Source organism: Mycobacterium sp. ABE4_509 (genome assembly GCF_056160785.1).
Map to the genome: position 1 here is coordinate 1 of NZ_JBSWXU010000115.1, position 17514 is coordinate 17514.

A 17514-nucleotide genomic window follows, 5' to 3' on the forward strand; every position below is an offset into this window, starting at 1 on the left:
GCACCGACGAAGCCATCTCCTCGATACACCCCACCGCCCCATCAGTGTCGAACATGTGTTCGATACTGCCAGAAGGGTCCGACAAGTTCGGCCGTCGGAATGGGCCCGCTATGGGTTACCGTTCAGCGGTTGCGGCGCTGCCTGAGCCACTGGCGAACTCTGCCACCGGACTCGGAATCGTCTTCCGGGGAGTGCTTTTCCGTATCTCTGGACGTCTGCTCATTCTTGGCGTCGGAGTCATCGCCTGCCGTGCGGTCGGACTCCCCCTCGACCTGCTCAGCCAACTCACCGGCCTCAACCTCACCGGCAACAGCCTCATCATGAACAACCGGGGCATCCTCAGCAGCCGCAACCACCTCACCACCGTCCACCGACCCCAACCCAGCCTCAGGCTCGGACTCACCGGCGTCAGCATCCTCACCGGCAGCGCTGCCGGCCTCCCCCTCAACCTGCTCAGCCAACTCACCGGCCTCAACCTCACCGGCAACAGCCTCATCATGAACAACCGGGGCATCCTCAGCAGCCGCAGCCACCTCACCACCGTCCACCGACCCCAACCCAGCCTCAGGCTCGGACTCGGCGTCGCCCGCCTCGGGCGCCTCGACGGGGGTGGTCCCCTCCCAGAGCCCTGCCATCGCATCTGCCGCCAGCTCGAGTTGCTCGGCCAGTTCCGCGTCGGCCTCCGCGTCGAACGGCGGTATCCGACGAGCGGGCTGCTTGGCAGCCTCAGACTCCTCAGCCGCTTCGGCGACGGACCCGCGGACGTCCGGAGCCTGCTGGGCCCCAGCAGCCAGCTCCTCCGGCTCCGGCGCACCAAGCCGCACCGCAGCCTCGGCAGCCATCGCCTCGGCGGCCTGCTCGAGCTGAGCGGCGAGTTCGGCGTCCGGATCCTGTTCGGCCGGCTCCCCCGCCTCGTCGCCGACGACCGCGGGCTCGGGACCCGACTCAGGTTCCGGCTCGGCTGTGCCGGCTTCCGCTGGTGGCGGCGGGGACTCCGTCTCGACCGCCTTGGCTGCGGCGACAACGCCCGCGCCGGAGGCCACGGCCACCTGCTTGACGGCCTCTTCGACGGCGGGCTCCCCGGCTGCCGCGCCACGCAGAGTCTCCGGGGCCTCCCGCCCCTTCGGTGCGGCCATGATGTAGACGACGGCACCGATGAACACGAACGTCGCGGTGAACGAGTTGATCCGAATGCCGGCCAGCAGTTGGGCTTCGTCGCTGCGCATCAGCTCGATCCAGAACCTGCCCAGGCAGTACCCAGCGACGTACATCGCGAACAGTCGCCCGTGCCCGATCCGCCACCGGCGATCGATGTAGATCAGCGCGGCGAAGACCAGCAGATTCCAGAGCAGCTCGTAGAGAAATGTCGGGTGGACGATCGCCTGCAGCTGCCCTGTCGACACCCCGTTCAGGTTGTCCAGCGCACCGGCGGCGTTGCGCCGCTCATAGATCTCCAGACCCCACGGCACCGTGGTCTCACGGCCGTAGAGCTCCTGGTTGAAATAGTTGCCGAGCCGCCCGATGGCCTGCGCGAGAATGATTCCCGGCGCGATCGCGTCACCGAACGCCGGCAACGGGATACCGCGGCGCCGGCACGCGATCCACGCACCGATGCCTCCCAGCGCGACCGCGCCCCAGATACCGAGCCCGCCGTCCCAGATGCGCAGCGCGCCGATGAAGCCGGCGCCGTCCTCGCCGAAGTACTTCCGCCAGTCGGTGATGACGTGGTAGAGCCGCCCACCGACCAGCCCGAACGGAACGGCCCACAGGACGACGTCGTAGATGACGCCTGGTTCCCCGCCCCGGGCGATCCACCGCCGGTCACCGATCAGCAAGGCGGCGATGATGCCGGTGATGATGAACAGGGCGTAAGCGCGGATCGGCAACGGTCCCAGCTGCCAGACACCTTGGGCGGGACTCGGGATGTACGCGAGAACCGTCGTCGTCACGCAGGGATCCTCTGCCGCACGCCCTCGGCGAGCTCCACGGTCAGAGCCCGCATCTCCGGAATGCCCACCTTGAGCGCGGACACCAGTGCCGACCCGACGATGACTCCGTCGGCGTAGGCCCCGATCTCGGCCGCCTGCTCGCGGGACCGCACACCCAGACCGACCCCCACCGGGATGTCGGACACTTCTTTGACCCGGCGAACCAGCTCGGGCGCCATGTTCGAGACGGCGTCACGTGCCCCGGTCACACCCATCGTCGAGGCCGCGTAGACGAACCCGCGGGTGGCCTGCACGGTCTCGGCCAGACGTTCGTGCGTCGACGAGGGCGCCACCAGGAAAATGCGGTCCAGGTCGTGCTCATCGGATGCGGCCAGCCACTCGTCGGCCTCATCGGGGATCAGATCCGGGGTGATCATGCCGAGCCCGCCCGCCGAGGCCAGATCGCGGGCGAAGGTGTCGACCCCCTTGCGCAGCACCGGGTTCCAGTAGGTCATGACAACCGCACGTCCGCCGGCGTTGCTGATCGCCTCGACGGCCCGCAACGCGTCATGAACGCGTACACCCCCGCGCAACGCCACCTCGGTGGCGGCCGCGATCGTCGGACCGTCCATGCCGGGATCGGAGTAGGCGATGCCGACCTCGATCACATCGCAGCCGGACTCGACCAGCGCGGTCATCGCCGAAATGGAGGTCTCGACGTCGGGAAAACCCGTGGGGAGATAGCCGATCAGCGCGGACCGGCCCTCCTGGCGGCACGAGTCGAACAGAGCGGCGAGCCGGCTCACGTGCCGTCCTCCATCAGGCCGAACCACTTCGCGGCGGTCTCGACGTCCTTGTCACCCCGCCCGGACAGGTTCACCAGGATCATCGAACCGGTTCCCAGTTCGCGGCCCAGTTTCAGCGCGCCGGCCACCGCGTGCGCGGACTCGATCGCGGGGATGATCCCCTCGGCCCGGCTCAGCAGCGAGAAGGCATCCATCGCCTCGGTGTCGGTGATCGGGCGATACTGCGCCCGGCCGATGTCCTTGAGCAGGGCATGCTCCGGGCCGACGCCGGGATAGTCCAAACCCGCAGAGATCGAATGCGATTCGATGGTCTGGCCGTCCTCGTCCTGCAGCAGGTAGGAGAACGACCCCTGGAATGCGCCCGGTGAGCCGCCGGTGAAGGTCGCCGCGTGCCGACCGGTCTCGACACCGTCACCGGCCGCTTCGTATCCGACCAGCCGCACGCCGGGGTCGTCGATGAACGCGTGGAAGATGCCGATGGCGTTCGAACCCCCGCCAACGCACGCGGTCACGGCATCGGGAAGCCGTCCGGCCTGATCGAGCATCTGGGCCCGCGCCTCGAGTCCGATGACCCGCTGAAAGTCGCGCACCATCATCGGGAACGGATGCGGTCCGGCCGCCGTCCCGAAGCAGTAGTAGGTGCTCTCCGCGTTGGTCACCCAGTCCCGGAACGTGTCGTTGATGGCATCCTTGAGCGTCTTCGACCCGGACTCGACCGCCACCACGGTGGCCCCGAGCAGCCTCATCCGAGCGACGTTGAGAGCCTGGCGGGCGGTGTCGACCGCACCCATGTAGATCACGCATTCCAGCCCCATCAGCGCACAGGCCGTCGCGGTGGCCACCCCGTGCTGGCCTGCGCCCGTTTCGGCGATGACCCGCGTCTTGCCCATCTGGCGGGCCAGCAGAGCCTGCCCGAGCACATTGTTGATCTTGTGGGATCCGGTGTGGTTGAGGTCTTCTCGCTTCAGGAAGATCCGTGCGCCGCCGGCGTGGTCGCTGAGCCTTTCGGCCTCGTAGAGCGGTGACGGCCGTCCGGCGTAGTGCCGCTGCAGCCGGTCCAGTTCGTCGAGGTAGTTCTGATCGCCGCGGGCCTTCTCGTACGCGGCGGTCACCTCCTCGATGACAGCCATCAGCGCCTCGGGGACGAACCGTCCGCCGTAGACCCCGAAGTGTCCCCGGGCGTCCGGATCGTGCGCGGTGGGCTCGGCGACCGCCGCGCTCGCGCGCGGCAGATCAGGGCCGGTGACCTCAGTCACTTAACGCGAGGGCTTCGGGCACGACGGATGCGTACCGGCGGTGACCAGGTCGGCGACCGCGCCGCGCGGGTCACCGCTGGTGACCAGGCCCTCCCCGACCAGGACGGCGTCCGCACCGGCGCCGGCGTAGGCCAGCAGATCGGCGGTGCCCCGCACCCCCGACTCCGCGATCCTGATGACGTTGCTCGGCAGCCCCGGCGCGATCCTGGCGAAGCAGTCCCGGTCGACCTCGAGGGTCTTCAGGTCACGGGCATTCACCCCGATCACCGAGGCACCGGCCTGCAGCGCCCGGTCCGCCTCCTGCTCGGTGTGGACCTCGACGAGCGCCGTCATCCCCAGCGACTCGGTGCGCTCCAGCAACGACACCAGCACGGGCTGTTCCAGCGCCGCGACGATCAGCAGCAACATGTCGGCACCGTGCGCCCGGGCCTCGTGGATCTGGTACGGCCGGACGATGAAGTCCTTGCGCAACACCGGAATAGACACCGAGGCACGGACGGTGTCCAGGTCGTCGAGTGAGCCGTTGAACCGCCGCTGCTCGGTGAGCACGCTGATCACGCGCGCGCCGCCGTCCTCGTAGGCACGGGCGAGCGCGGCGGGATCACCGATCTCGGCAAGTTCGCCGCGGGACGGACTGGCCCTCTTCACCTCCGCGATCACCCCGATGCCCGGGGCTCGCAGCGCGGCCATCACATCCAGCGGTGCAGGTGCGCGTTGGGCCCGCTCCTTGACCTCAGCCAGACTGACTTCGGCCTCGCGAGCAGCAACATCGGCACGGACCCCATCCAGAATGGAGTCGAGCACGGTCGCCGAACCCATAGGTGTCGCTTCCCTTCCCCGGCCAGACCTTCGATACTTATCGAAGGGTAGCCGCCACTGCCGCATCGTCCGTCACCGCCCCTTACTGTCCCGTTTCACGGGGTCCACGGTGGGATCCGCCCCCTCGTCGAGGGCATCCCAGATCATCCGCTCCGACATCTCTCCCGACGGGCGATCGGCCGGCGCCTCCGGGCGCCGGCGGTAGCGAGCGACGTCGTCGCGGCCCCGGGCCGCCGACCGCATCAGCAGCACCGCCCCCAGAAGTGACAGCAAAGCCGCGACCAGGGTCAGCGACGCACCGGCGAAGTGGCGCTCGGTACCCAGCAGATCGGCCACCGGCACCTCGGCGAGGCGGGCGGCACGCACCGCGACGTCCTGCACCACCCACACGCTGATGGCCAGGTAGCCCATGCCCGCGCTGGCCGCGGCCACCAAGACGGCCAACACCCGCAGCGGCCATCCGCGCAACGCCAGCGCTGCCGCGGCCGCGGCCAGCACCAACAGGGCCAGCGGGATCAACGCCGTCGACCAGGTCGCGCCGTTCAGGTCGGCGGTCTTCGGATGCCCGAGGCCGTCGAACGAGGTGATCTGCACCCAGGTCATCCGCGACGCCACCCACAGCGCGCCGGCGGCCACCACCAGGGCCAGCTGGCCGACCCTGGTCACGGCTCACTCAACGTTTCCGCCGCGGCGATCGCGCTCAACACCGCGCGGGCCTTGTTGGAGGCCTCGTTGAACTCGTAGCGGCCGTTGGAGTCGGCCACCACACCGCCGCCGGCCTGCACGTAGGCGACACCGCTGCGCATCAACGCGGTGCGGATCGCGATCGCGAAATCGGCGTTGCCGGCGAAGTCGAGGTATCCGAGCACTCCGCCGTAGAGCCCGCGGCGGGTCTTCTCGACCTCCTCGATCAGTTCCATCGCCCGCACCTTCGGCGCTCCCGACAGCGTCCCGGCCGGAAAACACGCGGTGACGGCGTCCAGCGCGGTCTTGTCGTCGGCGAGCAGCCCCGTCACCGTCGACACCAGGTGCATGACGTGGCTGTAACGCTCGATGTGGCTGTAGTCCTCCACCCGGACCGTGCCCGGGCGGCACACCCGGCCCAGATCGTTGCGCCCGAGGTCGACCAGCATCAGGTGCTCGGCCCGCTCCTTGTCGTCGGCGAGCAGGTCCTTTTCGAGAAGCAGGTCCTCCTCCTCGGTCTCCCCGCGCCACCGGGTGCCGGCGATCGGGTGAGTGGTCGCGCGACCGTCGGAGACGGTGACCAGCGCCTCCGGGCTCGATCCGACGATGGAGAAATCCAGGCCGCCGTGTTCGTCGGGCACGTTGAGCAGGTACATGTACGGGCTGGGGTTGGTCGCCCGCAGCATCCGGTAGACATCCAGCGGATCGGCCGCGGTGTCCATCTCGAAGCGTTGCGAGGGCACCACCTGGAACGCCTCGCCGGCCTCGATGTCGCCGACCAGCTTGTCGACGATCGCGGTGTACTCCTCGACGGTGCGCTGGGCCCGGTGCACCGGCGCGGGCCTGCTGAAGGTCGCCACCGTGGACTTCAGCGGCTCGACCAGCGCGGCGGTCATCACATCGAGGCGGCTCACCGCGTCGTCATAGGCCCAGTCCACGCGCTCGTCGGTGCCGTTCCAGTTGACCGCGTTGGCGATCAGCGTGATCGTGCCCTCGTGGTGGTCGACGGCCGCCACATCGCTGGCCAGCAGCAGCACCATGTCGGGCAGGCCCAGATCGTCGACGGTCAGTTCGGGCAGCCGCTCCAGGCGGCGCACCATGTCGTAGGCGAAGTAGCCGACCAGCCCCGACGACAACGGCGGCAGACCCGGCAGCGGGGCGGTCTCGAGCAGCGCCAGCGTGTCGCGCAGCGCCTCGAGCGGGTCGCCACCGGCCGGCGCGTCCCGGGGGATCGTGCCCAGCCAGACCGCCTCGCCGTCACGCACCGTCAACGCCGACGGCGCACCGGCGCCGATGAACGACCACCGCGACCACGAGCGGCCGTTCTCCGCGGACTCCAGCAGGAACGTGCCGGGGCGGTTCGCGGCGAGCTTGCGGTACGCCGAGAGCGGCGTCTCACTGTCGGCGAGCACCTTTCGGGTCACCGGCACCACACGATGCTCGGCGGCCAGCGCCCGGAAGTCCGCACGCGACGTCGTCGCGGCATGTGATGAGCGCTCGCGCGAAGAGCCGGAGGGCGGGTCGGCGGTCGTCTGCACGCCGACATTCTCCCAGAAGTACCTTGGGAATCATGAATCGTGGTGATCGGGTGGCCGAGTTCGAACTTCCAGACCAGACGGGGACGACCCGCACGCTGTCGGCGCTGCTGGCCGACGGACCCATCGTGCTGTTCTTCTACCCGGCGGCGATGACCCCGGGCTGCACCAAGGAGGCGTGCCACTTCCGGGATCTGGCCGCCGAATTCGCCGCCGTCGGCGCCGGCCGCGTCGGCATCAGCGCCGACCCCGTCGACAAGCAGGCGAAATTCGCCGACCAGCAGAAGTTCGACTACCCGCTGCTGTCGGACACCGACGGCGTGGTGGCCACCCAGTTCGGGGTCAAACGCGGGCTGTTGGGCAAGTTCATGCCGGTCAAGCGCACCACGTTCGTCATCGACACCGACGCCACCGTGCTCGCGGTGATCGCCAGCGAGCTGAGCATGGACACCCATGCCGACAAGGCACTCGAGGTGCTGCGTCAGCGCAAACCGGCGTAGGCCCGCGATGACACCGGTACTCGACCTGTCCGAGGTGACGTTTCGCCGGGCCGGCAAGCAGATCATCGACGGGATCTCGCTGACGGTGCAGCCCGGCGAGCACTGGGCGCTGCTGGGCCCCAACGGGGCCGGGAAGAGCACGCTGCTGGGCTTCTGCGCCGCGGTCACGTTCCCGACCTCGGGCACGGTGCGGGTACTCGGCCAGCAAATGGGGCGGGTTGACCTCACCGAGGTGCGGCGGCTGATCGGCCACGTCAACCCGCGCCACCGGCTGCAGTATTCGCTGACGGTGCGCGAGATCGTGCTGACCGGGATCACCGCGACGATCGACACCCCGATGCGGTGGACGCCGACGGCCGCCGAACTCGACCGGGCCGAGGCGATGCTGACCGCCGTCGGGCTGTCGCACAAGGCCGACGACGTGTGGCCGACCTTGTCGCAGGGCGAACGCGGCCGCACCCTGATCGCCAGGGCGTTGATCGCCGAGCCCCGCCTGCTGCTGCTCGACGAGCCGACCACCGGGCTGGATGTGGCGGCGCGCGAACAGCTCCTGGAAACCATCGATGCGCTGGACGAGACCCACCCCGAGGTGGCATCGATCCTGGTGACACACCACCTCGAGGAACTCCCCACCACGACGACCCATGCGCTGCTGATCGCCGAGGGACGCACCGTCGCGGCGGGACCGGCGCGCCAGACCCTGACCACCGACAACGTCTCGGCGGCGTTCTCCCATCCGGTCAGCGTCGGCTACGACGAGGGCCGGTGGACCGCCCGGGCCAAGGCCACCCGGATCATCGACGTCTGACGCCGGCAGCCCTGGCTCAGGATTCGGGACCGAGCAGCAGATCGGCGTCGAAGCAGGTGTGAGCGCCGGTGTGGCACGCGCCGCCGACCTGGTCGACCTCGAGCAGCACGGCGTCCCCGTCACAGTCGAGCCGCACCGAGTGCACGTACTGGGTGTGCCCGGAGGTGGCGCCCTTGATCCACTGCTCACCGCGGGATCGCGAATAGTAGGTCGCCTCACGCGTTTCCAGCGTGCGGGCCAGCGCATCGTCGTCCATCCAGGCGAGCATCAGCACCGCGCCGGTCCCCCGTTCCTGAACCACCGCGGTGAACAGGCCGTTGGCGTCCCGCTTGAGCCGCTGCACGATCGACGGATCCAGCGCGCTCACCGCACCGTGATCCCTTCGGCCTTCATGGCCGCCTTCACCTCGCCGATCGACAGCTCACGGAAATGGAACACACTGGCCGCAAGCACCGCGTCGGCCCCGGCAAGCACGGCGGGGGCGAAATGCTCCACCGCACCGGCGCCGCCGCTGGCGATCACCGGCACCGTCACCGCACCGCGCACCGCGCGCAGCATCGCCAGATCGAACCCCGCCTTGGTGCCGTCGGCGTCCATCGAGTTCAGCAGGATCTCCCCGACACCGAGTTCAGCCCCGCGGGTGGCCCATTCGACCGCGTCGATGCCGGTGCCGCGGCGGCCGCCGTGGGTGGTGACCTCCCACCCCGACGGCGTCGGCTCCGCACCGCCGGGCACGGTGCGGGCATCCACCGACAACACGATGCACTGCGAACCGAACTGGCGGGAGAGCTCCGAGAGCAGCTCCGGGCGGGCGATCGCCGCGGTGTTGACCGACACCTTGTCCGCGCCGGCCCGCAGCAGCACGTCCACGTCGGCGACCGAGCGCACCCCGCCACCGACGGTCAGCGGGATGAACACCTGCTCGGCGGTGCGGCGCACCACTTCCAGCATGGTGGCCCGCCCCGCCGACGACGCGGTCACATCGAGGAAGGTCAGCTCGTCGGCGCCCTCGGCGTCGTACACCGCGGCGAGCTCGACGGGATCACCTGCGTCACGCAGGTTCTCGAAGTTCACACCCTTGACCACCCGGCCGTCGTCGACATCCAGGCACGGGATGACCCGGGTCGCGACGTCGCTGCTGATCTTCACAGGTAGTCCTCCGGAATGCCGGTCGAGGTGATGACCTCCAGCAACTGCTCGTGCACGCCCGGTGCGGCGACCACGGCCGAGGGCGACGAGATGTTCCACGGCTGGCCGGCCAGGTCGGTGACCACACCCCCGGCGGCCCGCACCAACGCCACCCCGGCCGCGTGGTCCCACACGTGGTGACCGAAACTGACGGCCCCACCCAGGATCCCGGCCGCCACGTAGGCGAAGTCGATGCCGGTGGAGCCGTGCATGCGCACCCGGGAGCTGGTGCTGGTGAGGTTGCCCAGCACGGCCGACCGGTAGCGGCCCGGGTAGCGCCCGCGCGAATTGATGTTGAAGGTTCCGACGCCGATCACCGAGTCCGACAGCTCGGCTGGGCGCAGCGCCTGCAACGGCTCGCCGTTGCACAACACCGGCGCCCCGACCATCGCGGTGTAGCGCTGCCCGATGAACGGCAACCAGGTCAGGCCCAACACCGGCTCGCCGTCGACCAGCAGCGCCAACAACATCGCCGCGATCGGTGAGCCGGCGGCATAGTTGAGCGTCCCGTCGATCGGGTCCACCACCCACACCCGTTCGGCATCGAGCGGTTCACCGCCGAATTCCTCCCCGTGCACGCCGATTCCGGTCAGGCGGGTGAGCTCGGCCACCACCCGCCGCTCGATCGCGAGATCGACGTCGGTGGCGAAGTCGTTACCCCGCTTGGCGACCGCCGAGTCGGCCCCGATTCCGGCGATGAACTGCGCCGAGACCGCATCGAGCACCCCCGCCGCGGTGGCGAGCAGCTCGGCGAGCTCCCCCGGGTCCGCCGTCACGAGCCGACCGCGCCGAGCGCTTCTGGCAGCGTGAACCGTCCGGCGTAGAGCGCCTTCCCGACGATGGCGCCCTCGACGCCCTGCTCTGTCAGCGTCGCGATCGCGCGCAGGTCATCGAGACTGGAGACCCCACCCGAGGCGATCACCGGAGCGTCGGTACGCGCACACACCGATCCCAGCAGCTCCAGGTTCGGTCCGTTGAGCGTTCCGTCCTTGGTCACGTCGGTGACGACGAATCGCGAACAACCTTCGGAGTCAAGGCGTTCCAGCACGGGCCACAGGTCGCCGCCGTCGGTCTCCCAGCCGCGGCCGCGAAGGCGGTAGTCCCCGTCGGAGATCTTGACGTCCAGACCCACGGCCACCTTCTCGCCGTGTTCGGCGACGACCTTGGCGCACCACTGCGGGTTCTCCAGCGCGGCGGTGCCCAGGTTGACGCGGGCGCACCCGGTGGCCAGCGCGGCGGCCAGCGAGTCGTCGTCACGGATACCGCCGGACAGTTCCACCGCGACGTCGAGCTTGCCGACCACCTCGGCGAGCAGTTCGCGGTTGGATCCGCGACCGAAGGCGGCGTCGAGGTCCACCAGGTGGATCCACTCGGCGCCGTCGCGCTGCCAGGTCATCGCCGCATCGAGCGCCGAACCGTAGGCGGTCTCGCTGCCGGCCTGGCCCTGCACCAGCCGTACCGCGCGGCCTTCGACCACGTCGACGGCGGGCAGCAGGATGAGCTTGGGTGCGGTGGCATTCACGGGGCTCAACTTAGCGCCCCGATCCAGTTCGACAGCAATTCGGCGCCGGCATCGCCGCTCTTCTCGGGGTGGAACTGGGTGGCCGACAGCGCGCCGTTCTCCACCGCGGCCAGGAACGGCACGTGGTGGGTGGCCCAGGTCAGCAGCGCGTCGGCGTCGCCCTCCCACTGCTGGGCGGCATACGAGTGCACGAAGTAGAAGCGGGTGTCGGCGTCCATGCCGCGGAACAGCACGCTGCCGGCCGGCGCGTCCACCACGTTCCAGCCCATGTGCGGGATCACCGGTGCGTCCAGCCTGATCACCGCGCCCGGCCATTGCCCGCAGCCGGTGGTCTCGACACCGAACTCAACGCCCCGCGCGAACAGGATCTGCATGCCCACGCACACACCGAGTACCGGGCGGCCGGCCGCGAGCCGGTCGGCGATGATCTTCTCGCCGCCGATCTTGCGCAGCCCGGTCATGCACGCCTCGAAGGCCCCCACGCCGGGCACCACGAGTCCGTCGGCATCCATCGCCGCCTGCGGGTCGGCGGTGACCTCCACCTCGGCCCCGACGCGTTCGAGGGCGCGCTGGGCCGAGCGCAGATTGCCCGAGCCGTAGTCCAGGACGACGAGTTTGTGTGTCACAGGGTGCCTTTGGTGGACGGCACGCCGGTCACCCGCGGGTCGTACTCCACCGCCTGACGCAGTGCCCGGGCCACCGCCTTGTACTGCGCCTCGGTGATGTGGTGCGGGTCGCGCCCGTAGAGGGTGCGCACGTGCAGCGCGATACGCGCGTTGAACGCCATCGACTCGAACACATGCCGGTTGACCACCGTGTGATACGGCGCCGAGGAACCGGCGATGGTGAATTCGACCAGATAGTCCGGCTCGCCGGAGTGCACGAAGTAGGGCCGCCCGGACACGTCGACCGCGGCGTGCGCGAGTGTCTCGTCCATCGGGATGAACGCGTCACCGAAGCGGCGGATGCCCTTCTTCTCGCCCAGCGCCTGCCCCAGGGCCTGCCCCAGCACGATCGCGGTGTCCTCGATGGTGTGGTGGCCCTCGATCTCGATGTCGCCGGTGGCCTTGACCGTCAGGTCGAAGCTGGCGTGGCTGCCCAGCGAGGTCAGCATATGGTCGAAGAACGGGATACCGGTGTCCACGCTGACCTGCCCGGTGCCGTCGAGGTCGAGTTCCACGACGATGTCGGATTCCTTGGTCTTGCGCTCGATCTTCGCCCGGCGGGTGGGGCGTACCGGCTCGTTCACGATGCTCCTATCCGGGCGCTGGCTTCCAGCAGCGCGTCGTTCTCCTCGGCCAGACCGATGGTGGTGCGCAGGAATCCGGGGATCCCGACGTCGCGGATCAGCACCCCGGCGTCAAGGTAACGCTGCCAGGCGCCGGGCGCGTCGGCGAATTCACCGAACAACACGAAGTTGGCGTCGCTGGGGATGACACGGAAACCCAGCTCGGTCAGCGCCGCGCAGACCCGGTCGCGCTCCGCGGCCAAGGTGGCGACGCTGGCCAGGGTGTCGTCGGCATGGCGCAGCGCGGCGCGGGCCGCGGCCTGGGTCACCGAACTCAGGTGATACGGCAGCCGCACCAGCAGCATCGCCTCGATCACCGCCGGGGCGGCGATCAGATAGCCCAGCCGCCCCCCGGCGAAGGCGAACGCCTTGCTCATGGTGCGCGTGACGACCAGTTTGGTCGGGTAGTCGTCCAGCAGCCCGATCGCGCTGGGCTGCGAGGAGAATTCACCGTAGGCCTCGTCGACGATCATCAGGCCGCCCGTCATGGCATCCAGCAGGTGGCGCAGGTCAGCCGGCGGAACACTCTGCCCCGACGGGTTGTTCGGGCTGGCCAGAAACACGATGTCCGGGTTGTGCTCCTTGATCGCGCTGACCGCGACACCCGGGTCGAGGCTGAAGTCGTCGGCGCGGTTGGCCACCAGCCACCGGGTCTGGGTGCCGTCGGAGATGATCGGATGCATCGAGTAGGACGGCACGAAACCGATGGCGCTGCGGCCGGGGCCACCGAACGCCTGCAGGAGCTGCTGCAATATCTCGTTGGAACCGTTGGCGGCCCAGACGTTCTCGACTCCGACGGCGACCCCGGTCTGCGCGCCCAGGTAGGCCGCCAGGTCGGTTCGCAGCTCCACCGCGTCGCGGTCCGGGTAGCGGTGCAGCTCGCCGGCGACCGCCCGCACCGAGTCGGCGACGTCGTCGATCAGCGCCCGTGTCGGCGGGTGCGGGTTCTCGTTGGTGTTCAGCCGCACCGGAACCGCGAGCTGCGGCGCCCCGTAGGGGGACTTGCCGCGCAGGTCCTCGCGCAGTGGGAGGTCATCCAGCGTCACCGCCACCCCGGGGGTGCCGCTGGGGACGGATGTGGTCACTGCTCGAACCTCCGGCGCACCGCCTCGCCGTGACTGGGCAGATTCTCGGCCTGCGCCAGCGTGATGACGTATCCGGACACGTCTTTGAGCGCCGCCTCGGTGTAGTCGACGACGTGGATGCCGCGCAGGAACGTCTGCACCGACAGGCCGTTGGAGTGCCGGGCACAGCCCGCGGTGGGCAGCACGTGGTTGGAGCCCGCGCAGTAGTCACCGAGGCTCACCGGCGACCACGGGCCCACGAAGATGGCGCCGGCCGAGCGGATCCGGGCGGCGACGTCGGCGGCGTCGGCGGTCTGGATCTCGAGGTGCTCTGCGGCGTAGGCATTGACGGTGCGGATTCCGGCGTCGATGTCGTCGACCAGCACGGTCGCCGACTGCTGGCCGCTCAGCGCGGTGGTGACGCGCTGACGGTGCACGGTCGTCTCCAGCTGGCGGGCCAGCGCCTCGTCGGTGGCGTCGGCCAGCGCGGTGCTGGTGGTCACCAGCACACTGGCGGCCATCTCGTCGTGCTCGGCCTGGCTGATCAGGTCGGCGGCGACGTGTCCGGGATCGGCGGTGTGGTCGGCCAGGATCGCGATCTCGGTGGGGCCGGCTTCGGCGTCGATCCCGACCTGAGAGCGGCAGATCCGCTTGGCGGCGGTGACGTAGATGTTGCCGGGTCCGGTGATCATGTCGACCGGGGCCAACTCGCCGGAGTCGGTGTCGGTGCCGCCGTGGGCCAGCAGGGCGACCGCCTGCGCACCGCCGACCGCCCACACCTCGGTGACCCCGAGCAGTGCCGCGGCGGCCAGGATCGTGGGATGCGGCAGGCCCTGGAAGGGGGCCGGGTTGGCGGCCTGCGGTGGGCTGGCGATCACCAGCGAGTCCACCCCGGCGGTCTGTGCGGGCACCACGTTCATCACGACGCTCGACGGGTAGACGGCGTTGCCGCCGGGCACGTAGAGCCCGACCCGCTCCACCGGCACCCAGCGTTCGGTCACCGTGGCGCCGGGGGCCAGCGTGGTGGTGGTATCGGTCCTGCGCTGGTCGGCGTGCACCGCGCGGGCTCGGTCGATCGCGACCTCGAGGGCGACGCGCACATCCGGGTCGAGCGAACCGAACGCTTCCTCGAGCTTCCCGGCGGGCACCCGGACCCGGTCCGGCCTGACCCCGTCGAAGGACGCGCCGTAGTCCAGGGCGGCCTGCGCGCCGCGCTCGGCGACCGCCTCGACGATGGGCTTGACCTTGGGAAGGACGGCGTCGACGTCCACCCCGCCGCGGGGCAGCGCGCCGCGCAGCCCGGCCGCCGACAGCGTGGTGCCACGCAGATCGATGCGTCGCAGAGGCCCTGGCGATACAGTCACGCTGCCCATTGTCCCAGAGCAGGCCAAATCGATTTGGAGGCGTCATGTCGGATTTGCCGCGGATGTTCCCGGAGTGGCTCGACCGGATCCAGATCAAGTACTTCAACCCGGTGATCAAGCCGCTGGGCGGCAAGGTGCCCGGGCTGTCGCTGATCAAACATCGAGGTCGCACGTCCGGACGCAGTTACGAGACGGTGGTGACGGCCTACCGCACGGGTGACCAGCTCGCCGTCGTGCTGGGCCACGGCCAGACGGACTGGGCCAAGAACATCCTGGCCGCCGGTGAGGCCGACGTCCAGCTGTTCCGTGACGAAGTCCACATCGTCAACCCGCGGATCGTGCCCAACGGCGACGGGGTGGCCGCGCTGCCGGCGATGGCCCGCCGCCAGGCGAAGAATATTGCGGTGTTCGTCGCCGACATCAGCTGACACACTGCTGCCGTGACCTGGCAGATGTGGTTGGCGTTCTTCGGTGCGGCCGTCGTGATCGCGGTGTCTCCGGGCGCGGGCGCCGTGCAGTCGATGGCGACCGGGGCGACGCACGGCATCAAGCGCGGCTATTGGAGCATCGTCGGTCTCGAGGTGGGCCTGATGCTGCAGTTGGCGCTGGTCGCGATCGGTCTCGGGGCCGCGGTGGCCAACTCGGTGCTGGCGTTCACCGTCATCAAGTGGCTGGGCGTGGCCTACCTGGTCTATCTGGCGGTGCGCCAATGGCGCACCGTCACCGTCGATCTCGGCACGCAGGTGGACCGGGCGGTCGCCGGTGGACGATCCTCGCTGCTGGTGCGCGGTTTCCTGGTCAACGCGACCAACCCGAAGGCGCTGGTCTTCTTCCTGGCGGTGATGCCGCAGTTCGTGGTGCCGACCGCGCCGCTGCTGCCGCAGTACGCGGCAATCGGCGCGACGATGGTCGCGGTGGATCTGGTCGTCATGGGCGTCTACACCGGATTGGCCGTCCGGCTGCTGACGTGGCTGCGCACACCGCGCCAGCAGACGATCCTCAACCGGGTGTTCTCCGGGTTGTTCGCCACGGCGGCGGTGGTGCTGGCGCTGGTGCGCCGCGGCCCCGCCCCGGTGTGAGGGTCAGCCGCACAGGCCGCTGATCGCAGCGCTGGCGGCCTGGGCCCGTTCGAGCCGGCCCGCCTGCACCGGATCGGTGTTGAGCACCCCCGCAGTCGCCGCCGCACCGATGTCCATCAGTTCGCCGGCGAACCCGCGGATCGCGACGGCGAGGTCCTCGGGAGTCGCCGGGTCCATCCTGGCCAGCAGATACTGCCCGCCGTCGAACAGCGCCACCCGGGCGTTGGCCGCGGCCGCCAGGGCGCCGGCGATGTCACCGGGGCCGCCGGGCGGTTCGCGGTTGGTGTTGGTGGCCACCCCGGTGCGGACCGTGTCGAACGCCGCGCAGAGGCTGGCCCTGGCGGCGTCACGCTGCTCCTGGGTGTATTCGGGTGTGCTGTCGGGCTGGCGGACCAACGTGTACACCGACAGCGCCAGAGACAGCGACGCGACCGCGAACGCGGCGACCGGCAGCACCGGGCGTCCCGGGGACTTGTCCACGGTCTACAGATCCAACCCCAGATCCAGCACCTGCACCGAATGGGTCAGCGCGCCGACGGCCAGGTAGTCCACCCCGGTGCCCGCATACTCGGCGGCGTTGGGCAGGGCCAGCCCGCCCGAGGACTCCAGCTCGGTGTGCGGGGACCGCGCGTCGCGGCGCTGCACCGCGATCTGGGTCTGCCAGACCGGGAAGTTGTCCAGCAGGATGAGCTCGGCGCCCTCGTCGAGGACCTCGTCGAGTTGTTCGAGGGAGTCCACCTCGACCTCGCAGGGCAGATCCGGTGCGGCGGCCCGCACGGCCCGCAGCGCGGCCACGACCGATCCGGCGGCGGCGACGTGGTTGTCCTTGATCAGTGCCACATCGCCGAGACCCATCCGGTGGTTCACCCCGCCCCCGACGCGCACCGCGTACTTCTGCAGCGCACGCAGCCCCGGCAAGGTCTTGCGGGTGTCGCGGATCTTCGCGTGTGAGCCGGACACCGCCTCCACCCAGGCGGCCGTCGCCGTCGCGATCCCGGACAGGTGACACACCAGGTTGAGCATCGTGCGTTCGGCGGTCAGCAGGTCCCGGGTCGGCCCCTCGATCATCAGCGCCACGCCGCCGGGATCGAGCTCGGTCCCGTCGGGCACCCGGTGCAACACCCGGTAGCCGTCGGCGCCGAGCACTTCGTCGAGCACCATCAGCGCGACCTCACCGCCGGCGATCACCCCCGGCTCCCGGCTGACCATCGACGCCGTCGTGACGGCGTCGGCCGGCACCGTGGCCAGCGTGGTCACATCCGGTCCGAACCGCAGATCCTCGTCCAGCGCACGGGCGATGACGGCCCGCGCCTCGGTGACTTCGGTGTCGGTGAGCTGCATCAGCCGGCCGCCTCCTGGGGAACCATCGTGCGGCTGAGCGCCTGGGCCGGGTCGAGGTCGGGGAAATCGGCGCGGTGATGACAACCCCGGGACTCGGTGCGCGCAGCGGCGGCGGTGACGACCGCTCCGGCCACGCCCGTCAGCGCGGCGTCCTCGACGTCGCGGCGGGAGCCCAGCGGCCGGGCGGCTCCGGCGCCCAGCAGATCGCCGCACCGGCTCAGACCGTCGCCGGTGCGCACCACCGCGGCGTGCCGGCTCATCATCTGTTGCAGTTCTGTGCGCGGCACCACCGCGCGCGGGGTCGGCGCGGGTGTGCTCGCCCGCGCCGGGCC

General features: G+C 70.0%; 20 protein-coding genes and 1 pseudogene. 4 read left to right on the top strand and 17 right to left on the bottom strand.

What is annotated here, in order from left to right; genetic code table 11:
- Positions 1 to 122: 122 nt before the first annotated feature.
- The 6 genes from lgt to ACXAID_RS20830 all read right to left on the bottom strand — a co-directional run bounded on the left by lgt (position 123) and on the right by ACXAID_RS20830 (position 7031).
- Entirely contained in the window at positions 123 to 1949 is a 1827-nt protein-coding gene (gene lgt / locus ACXAID_RS20805) for a prolipoprotein diacylglyceryl transferase (RefSeq protein ID WP_475024103.1), read from the bottom strand.
- Positions 1946 to 2734 (bottom strand): tryptophan synthase subunit alpha, encoded by a 789-nt coding sequence (gene trpA, locus ACXAID_RS20810; protein WP_475024104.1) that lies wholly within the window; start codon positions 2732 to 2734, stop codon positions 1946 to 1948. The genes lgt and trpA overlap by 4 nt, the downstream gene beginning before the upstream one ends.
- Positions 2731 to 3990, bottom strand: a complete 1260-nt coding sequence (gene trpB / locus ACXAID_RS20815; protein ID WP_475024105.1) for a tryptophan synthase subunit beta — start codon at positions 3988 to 3990, stop codon at positions 2731 to 2733. Before trpB ends, trpA begins: the two co-directional genes overlap by 4 nt.
- The gene (gene trpC, locus ACXAID_RS20820) at positions 3991 to 4809 is read right to left on the bottom strand and encodes an indole-3-glycerol phosphate synthase TrpC (protein ID WP_475024106.1); all 819 of its coding nucleotides are present in this window, start codon (positions 4807 to 4809) and stop codon (positions 3991 to 3993) included.
- A gap of 72 nt (positions 4810 to 4881) precedes the next feature.
- Positions 4882 to 5475: a TIGR02234 family membrane protein gene (locus tag ACXAID_RS20825; protein ID WP_475024107.1), complete on the bottom strand. Its 594-nt coding sequence runs from the start codon at positions 5473 to 5475 to the stop codon at positions 4882 to 4884.
- Positions 5472 to 7031: an anthranilate synthase component I gene (locus ACXAID_RS20830; RefSeq protein ID WP_475024108.1), complete on the bottom strand. Its 1560-nt coding sequence runs from the start codon at positions 7029 to 7031 to the stop codon at positions 5472 to 5474. The genes ACXAID_RS20825 and ACXAID_RS20830 overlap by 4 nt, the downstream gene beginning before the upstream one ends.
- A 32-nt stretch (positions 7032 to 7063) precedes the next feature.
- Here ACXAID_RS20830 and ACXAID_RS20835 point away from each other — a divergent pair, with 32 nt between their 5' ends.
- Together ACXAID_RS20835 and ACXAID_RS20840 are read left to right on the top strand one after the other, a co-directional pair.
- A complete protein-coding gene (locus ACXAID_RS20835; protein ID WP_475024109.1) occupies positions 7064 to 7528 on the top strand; it encodes a peroxiredoxin in 465 nt (154 codons plus the stop codon).
- Between the two features lie 7 nt (positions 7529 to 7535).
- Positions 7536 to 8336: an ABC transporter ATP-binding protein gene (locus ACXAID_RS20840; RefSeq protein WP_475024110.1), complete on the top strand. Its 801-nt coding sequence runs from the start codon at positions 7536 to 7538 to the stop codon at positions 8334 to 8336.
- Between the two features lie 16 nt (positions 8337 to 8352).
- Here ACXAID_RS20840 and hisI read toward each other — a convergent pair whose 3' ends face one another.
- From hisI to hisD, 8 genes are read right to left on the bottom strand one after another with little or no spacing between them, the layout of a single operon-like run.
- Positions 8353 to 8703: a phosphoribosyl-AMP cyclohydrolase gene (hisI, locus tag ACXAID_RS20845; protein WP_475024111.1), complete on the bottom strand. Its 351-nt coding sequence runs from the start codon at positions 8701 to 8703 to the stop codon at positions 8353 to 8355.
- The gene (gene hisF / locus ACXAID_RS20850) at positions 8700 to 9485 is read right to left on the bottom strand and encodes an imidazole glycerol phosphate synthase subunit HisF (RefSeq protein ID WP_475024112.1); all 786 of its coding nucleotides are present in this window, start codon (positions 9483 to 9485) and stop codon (positions 8700 to 8702) included. Before hisF ends, hisI begins: the two co-directional genes overlap by 4 nt.
- Complete coding sequence (locus ACXAID_RS20855) at positions 9482 to 10300, bottom strand: inositol monophosphatase family protein (protein WP_475024113.1); 819 nt, start codon at positions 10298 to 10300, stop codon at positions 9482 to 9484. The genes hisF and ACXAID_RS20855 overlap by 4 nt, the downstream gene beginning before the upstream one ends.
- Positions 10297 to 11046: a bifunctional 1-(5-phosphoribosyl)-5-((5-phosphoribosylamino)methylideneamino)imidazole-4-carboxamide isomerase/phosphoribosylanthranilate isomerase PriA gene (priA, locus tag ACXAID_RS20860; protein WP_475024114.1), complete on the bottom strand. Its 750-nt coding sequence runs from the start codon at positions 11044 to 11046 to the stop codon at positions 10297 to 10299. The genes ACXAID_RS20855 and priA overlap by 4 nt, the downstream gene beginning before the upstream one ends.
- 5 nt (positions 11047 to 11051) lie before the next feature.
- Positions 11052 to 11672, bottom strand: coding sequence for an imidazole glycerol phosphate synthase subunit HisH (gene hisH, locus ACXAID_RS20865; RefSeq protein ID WP_475024115.1), 621 nt, complete (start codon positions 11670 to 11672; stop codon positions 11052 to 11054).
- Positions 11669 to 12295 carry an imidazoleglycerol-phosphate dehydratase HisB gene (gene hisB / locus ACXAID_RS20870; RefSeq protein WP_475024116.1) on the bottom strand — a complete coding sequence of 209 codons (627 nt, stop codon included), beginning with the start codon at positions 12293 to 12295 and terminating at the stop codon, positions 11669 to 11671. The genes hisH and hisB overlap by 4 nt, the downstream gene beginning before the upstream one ends.
- On the bottom strand, positions 12292 to 13419 hold the full coding sequence (locus ACXAID_RS20875; RefSeq protein WP_475024117.1) for a histidinol-phosphate transaminase: 1128 nt from the start codon (positions 13417 to 13419) through the stop codon (positions 12292 to 12294). The genes hisB and ACXAID_RS20875 overlap by 4 nt, the downstream gene beginning before the upstream one ends.
- Positions 13416 to 14771, bottom strand: coding sequence for a histidinol dehydrogenase (gene hisD, locus ACXAID_RS20880; protein ID WP_475024118.1), 1356 nt, complete (start codon positions 14769 to 14771; stop codon positions 13416 to 13418). The genes ACXAID_RS20875 and hisD overlap by 4 nt, the downstream gene beginning before the upstream one ends.
- A gap of 35 nt (positions 14772 to 14806) precedes the next feature.
- Here hisD and ACXAID_RS20885 point away from each other — a divergent pair, with 35 nt between their 5' ends.
- Positions 14807 to 15190 carry a nitroreductase family deazaflavin-dependent oxidoreductase gene (locus tag ACXAID_RS20885; RefSeq protein WP_475024119.1) on the top strand — a complete coding sequence of 128 codons (384 nt, stop codon included), beginning with the start codon at positions 14807 to 14809 and terminating at the stop codon, positions 15188 to 15190.
- Between the two features lie 12 nt (positions 15191 to 15202).
- Entirely contained in the window at positions 15203 to 15841 is a 639-nt protein-coding gene (locus ACXAID_RS20890) for a LysE family transporter (RefSeq protein ID WP_475024120.1), read from the top strand.
- 3 nt (positions 15842 to 15844) lie between these two features.
- Here ACXAID_RS20890 and ACXAID_RS20895 read toward each other — a convergent pair whose 3' ends face one another.
- The 3 genes and pseudogenes from ACXAID_RS20895 to ACXAID_RS20905 form a co-directional block, all read right to left on the bottom strand.
- Positions 15845 to 16321 carry a hypothetical protein gene (locus ACXAID_RS20895; RefSeq protein WP_475024121.1) on the bottom strand — a complete coding sequence of 159 codons (477 nt, stop codon included), beginning with the start codon at positions 16319 to 16321 and terminating at the stop codon, positions 15845 to 15847.
- 3 nt (positions 16322 to 16324) lie between these two features.
- Positions 16325 to 17182 (bottom strand): carboxylating nicotinate-nucleotide diphosphorylase, encoded by an 858-nt coding sequence (nadC, locus tag ACXAID_RS20900; RefSeq protein WP_475024122.1) that lies wholly within the window; start codon positions 17180 to 17182, stop codon positions 16325 to 16327.
- A pseudogene (locus ACXAID_RS20905) lies at positions 17182 to 17514 on the bottom strand (L-aspartate oxidase); the annotation flags it as partial. The pseudogene ACXAID_RS20905 and the gene nadC, both read right to left, overlap by 1 nt.

Bases quoted from the DNA above. Each gene is read 5' to 3' on its own strand.
- ACXAID_RS20835 (WP_475024109.1), top strand. From the start codon at position 7,064: ATGAATCGTGGTGATCGGGTGGCCGAGTTCGAACTTCCAGACCAGACG.
- ACXAID_RS20840 (WP_475024110.1), top strand. From the start codon at position 7,536: ATGACACCGGTACTCGACCTGTCCGAGGTGACGTTTCGCCGGGCCGGC.
- trpC (WP_475024106.1), bottom strand. From the start codon at position 4,809: ATGGGTTCGGCGACCGTGCTCGACTCCATTCTGGATGGGGTCCGTGCC.
- ACXAID_RS20885 (WP_475024119.1), top strand. From the start codon at position 14,807: ATGTCGGATTTGCCGCGGATGTTCCCGGAGTGGCTCGACCGGATCCAG.
- hisD (WP_475024118.1), bottom strand. From the start codon at position 14,771: ATGGGCAGCGTGACTGTATCGCCAGGGCCTCTGCGACGCATCGATCTG.
- nadC (WP_475024122.1), bottom strand. From the start codon at position 17,182: ATGCAGCTCACCGACACCGAAGTCACCGAGGCGCGGGCCGTCATCGCC.